Below are 4110 nucleotides of genomic sequence, written 5' to 3'. Positions count from 1 at the left end.
GCGGGAATGTTCAACCCCAGAGATGTTCTTGAGTTGGTCAATAATAGTCTCGACAATAGAACGCTTACGGGATAAAAGCTTATCATGAAGGCGCATTAAGCGATTTTTCATGTTCCGCTGAAAGCCTTGTCTGTTCTAATTGAGGTTCAAATACACGGCAGAAGTCATCCAAAGGACAGAAAAGAGCTTCTAGAATAGACATAGGTGGGTTGGGGGTGCTGAGTTTATATATTTTTCAGCTTACTAGCCCCCGCCTTTTCTTTCCACCCTTATCCCGAACTGACGTTAGGTAATGGTTTGGTATTCTCAGGGGAAAAGAAGATCAACAAGTATAATCTCAATATGCGATTATTTGGTTACAATTCAGGTCTAGTTTTAATCAAGCCCTTACCCGTATCATCTATAAAACTTAAAGAATTAGAACCGTTCATATCCAAATGTACTTTACTATTATCGCTTGGTATTTTCAATATCCAGTGATGATAGCTTCGACCTGTATTAACATGACCAGTTAAATCAGATTTCCACTTATACTCACGCTCATAATAATTACTCCACAAATAGGCATAGCCTTCCCGCAATTGGCTAGAGGTTAAAACAAAATTAAATTTTCCATCAATATCGGTAGCAGTTTTCTTTAAACAAAGAGAAGAATTATTAATGATGGACTTGATTTCTTCCATAATTTTTGTCGATGAAAAATTTGCTTCCCACCCTCTGATCATCCCAGAAGCATTATTACTTCTTTTCTTATCTTGTTCTTGGTTAAAAGCTTCCTGTTCTTTTTTTTGAATAACTAAATATCGATCTATGGCTTCTCTTTTACAAACATTTATCTCTAAGCCTCTGATAATATTATCTTGCATCCATGCCCCGCCTGTAACTTCTCGATCTTGCTCTATTTTGCATCCACTAATAAAGACAGTGATACATCCCACCCAAAAAATACTTTTTATAGTTGTTTTAATCATATTATCCCCTACTCTAAACTTAAATAGTTCTTACTTTTTTGACAATTTGTGAAAGCGTTTATCTAGGTATTGCAAGAGCATCTCAATTAGCAGGGTGATCGGAATGGTAATTACCTTATAACGTCCCTGTGTCTAGCAATACCCTTCTATAGTCATTTCAATTAAGACCGAAAAAATCGATGCCAGACCTCATAGAGGTTCTAGAGTCCATCAGACCGATCTGAAATGTCCATATTTCTAGAATACCTGAGTTGATCTAAAAGAGAACAATCCTAAACAAAAAACAACTATCCCCCGATAGCGATCGCAATCCAGAGATGAATGCAAAGATTTATAGTGCTTTTCAAAAGCGCTATAATCAACTTGAGCTAAACTACAACAACAGAGGTTTTAGCAATTGAACAGAAAATATAACTATATTAATTGCTCAAACCCTCCCCATAGAATGGCCTATACTGAATGGGGGGATAGCGATAATCCTAAAGTCTTAATTTGTGTGCATGGGTTAACTCGCACAGGACGAGACTTTGATGCTTTAGCCTCGGCTTTGTCCCGTTATTATCGGGTAATTTGTCCTGATATTGTCGGCAGGGGACAAAGCGATTGGTTAGAGAAAGCTGAGGATTATATTTATCCTACATATATCGCCGATATTCTTAGTTTATTAGAACATTTAAAGATTGGCAAAGTAGATTGGATTGGCACCTCATTGGGGGCATTGATTGGTATGTTTATCGCTGCCAAAGCCCTCCCACCTATTCAACGTTTAATTCTCAATGATGTTGGAGCATTTATCCCGAAAGAAGCCCTAAAAAGAATTGCTAAATATGTCCTATTTGGGCAACGTCAATTTGCGAATTTTTCCCAAGTGCAGACTTATGTTAAGGAAAATTATTCTGGTTTTGGTCATCTCACTACATCACAATGGCAAGAAATCGCTAAACATAGCGTAAAACCTCAAGCAACTGGAGGTTACATTCTTCACTATGATCCTCAGATTGCTTATTTGTTACGCAGTTTTCCTGACCTAGAGGATATAGACTTATGGGAAGTCTGGCAAAAGATTAACTGCCCAACTCTTTTAATTCATGGAGAAAAATCTGATTTATTATTACCATTAACTATTGCTAAAATGCAATCTCTCAAACCAGATTTAGAAGTTATCGAGATTGCTAAAACTGGTCATGCACCTAGTTTGATGACCCCACAACAAATTAGAATTGTCGAAAACTGGTTACTAGATACTGGTTAACGGAACAATGGGAAGAATTGATGAAATTAATCTGTTTAAAGAGAGCGATCGCAAGCTCCCTTGCCAACAAGAAAAGCTAGTCGTGGACAAAGAGAACCTTCTCCTTTGGAAGCATCACATTTTCGAGTACCAGCAATCTACTAGAGAGCAGAAACAGCTGCAACAGCGGGCTTTATTCGATTTACCCCGTCAAACTTGGCATACTCCCAATGAAATTGACCCTTTCGTCTTGATTCTCACTGGTACTATCAACTAAAACAAGACAAATTTGATCTCTAATTTGCTTTAGATAACATCCTGTATCCATCAAAAAAAATTAGCCATCCGACCACAACGAGCCAATGAATTATTACCGAGAGCCAAAGTGAACCAGATTTAAAATAGGAAATTGTACAGATTACGCCTAGTAGTGTCATTGAAAACAGAAAAATTGGGTTAAAAAAAGTTGGAAAACCTGCTCGATAAAAAGTTAAAGCGTTCAAAGGATGATAAACAATATAAGCAATTAAGCTAATACTTCCCCACACAAACATGGAGATAAGCGAAGGGTTTTCTAAATTAACATTGGGCAAGAGTAAAACTCGGAAAATGATTTCCTCTCCCATTGCAGGCATGAAAAAGAGAAATACAAGCAATCGGGTTAGTTTTGGCCATGACAGGGTTAGTATTTCAACTTTAATAAAGTTAAACCTAAATCCTAGAGGTAAGACAATTAAAGTAAATAATAATAAGAGGAGGAGGGATAGCCCACAGTCAGCCAAAGATGGAGTCACCGAAAAAGCTTCATTTAGGCGGACAAAAATCAGTCTAATTATGGATTCTTCGGTAAAAAGATACAGATTATGATTTATCATTATTTACGACATTTAATAAAATCAGCTTTTGGGGGCATAAATTCTATGAATCTAATATCGTCTTTATTGATTTGTCCGATCTTAATACTCTCATTTGTTTCATCTTTTAAGCATAATAAATAGTCTTTATCACTTTCAAATAAAATATATTGTTTCTGTTGAGTAAAATCAGTATTTTCATTGTCCTTTAGGGTGACGACTACCTGACGTGGCTTTCCTCCCCCAAATTGTTCTGGTAATAGAGGATAAAAGTGATATCCAAAAGCACTAAAATAGTAAATTAATATTATTGGAGACAAAAAAACGAAAAAGTATTTCAATAAGTTATTTGGTTGTTTTTTAAACAAAAACCAAGTAATCCAAAGTACAAGAGTAGAAATGAGACTCAAAAAACAAGTCCAAAATATGCCATGCCGTATTTTGGTATCTGACAAAATTGACTTCAATGAAGACCAAAAATAATTATCTCCAAACTCTGAAAGATTTAGAATAGGCACAACTAAATAGAACAAAATCAAGGAAATTAATATGACTAATAATATTTTTTCACTACGACTAAAATTCAGAATTTCTGCCAAAAGAATATTAAATAAAAGGAATAGAGAAACAATAGTTCCTGTATAAATAAAACGCGGATTAAGAGAGGGAAAAGCCGAAGTCCCCAAACTGAATAAATAACCATTAATTGTTAATACACCTGCCAGATAACAAGTAACAGTTGCCAGCGTGATTATTTTAGTAATTGTTTCTATACTATTATTCATCTTTATACCTCACCTGAACCGTGGCACTGGCATCATTGCCGAACATATCTACTAACCGGACAGCGATCGCTTGTTGCCCGAATCCCTAACAACTGCATTCGGAGCAGTATCGATCGCCGGTTCGACCAGAAAAAAACTAGGGGATGCGATCGATAGAACAAGGGCAAGCGAAATCTAGGTTAGGTTTCCCGTCACGTTTTGCTCTTAGTTTTAATACTCTAGTGTGTCAAAGAGCATTGTATCCCTCCAAAAACTTCAATAACTTTTCT

Annotated in this window: 5 protein-coding genes and 1 pseudogene; 2 read left to right on the top strand and 4 right to left on the bottom strand. The window is 36.2% G+C overall.

What is annotated here, in order from left to right:
• A pseudogene (locus tag IM473_RS18890) lies at window positions 1-120 on the bottom strand (transposase); the annotation flags it as partial.
• Between the two features lie 236 nt (window positions 121-356).
• Window positions 357-971, bottom strand: a complete 615-nt coding sequence (locus tag IM473_RS18885) for a hypothetical protein (protein WP_287660017.1) — start codon at window positions 969-971, stop codon at window positions 357-359.
• 445 nt (window positions 972-1416) lie between these two features.
• Between IM473_RS18885 and IM473_RS18880 the strand changes: the two genes are divergently transcribed.
• Window positions 1417-2223: an alpha/beta fold hydrolase gene (locus IM473_RS18880; protein ID WP_287660016.1), complete on the top strand. Its 807-nt coding sequence runs from the start codon at window positions 1417-1419 to the stop codon at window positions 2221-2223.
• Window positions 2224-2230: 7 nt separating this feature from the next.
• On the top strand, window positions 2231-2479 hold the full coding sequence (locus IM473_RS18875; RefSeq protein WP_287660015.1) for a hypothetical protein: 249 nt from the start codon (window positions 2231-2233) through the stop codon (window positions 2477-2479).
• A 19-nt stretch (window positions 2480-2498) separates the two neighbouring features.
• On the opposite strand, the gene IM473_RS18870 is transcribed toward IM473_RS18875, so the two are convergent.
• Both IM473_RS18870 and IM473_RS18865 read right to left on the bottom strand, forming a co-directional pair.
• On the bottom strand, window positions 2499-3077 hold the full coding sequence (locus IM473_RS18870) for a CPBP family glutamic-type intramembrane protease (protein WP_287660014.1): 579 nt from the start codon (window positions 3075-3077) through the stop codon (window positions 2499-2501).
• On the bottom strand, window positions 3077-3841 hold the full coding sequence (locus tag IM473_RS18865) for a tumor necrosis factor receptor family protein (RefSeq protein ID WP_287660013.1): 765 nt from the start codon (window positions 3839-3841) through the stop codon (window positions 3077-3079). Before IM473_RS18865 ends, IM473_RS18870 begins: the two co-directional genes overlap by 1 nt.
• Window positions 3842-4110: the final 269 nt, after the last annotated feature.

Origin of the sequence: Microcystis sp. M015S2 (genome assembly GCF_020245945.1) — a bacterium.
Taxonomy (GTDB): Bacteria; Cyanobacteriota; Cyanobacteriia; order Cyanobacteriales; family Microcystaceae; genus Microcystis.
The sequence above is the reverse complement of the archived record's forward strand: the minus strand, read 5'-3'. Positions and strand labels throughout refer to the sequence as shown.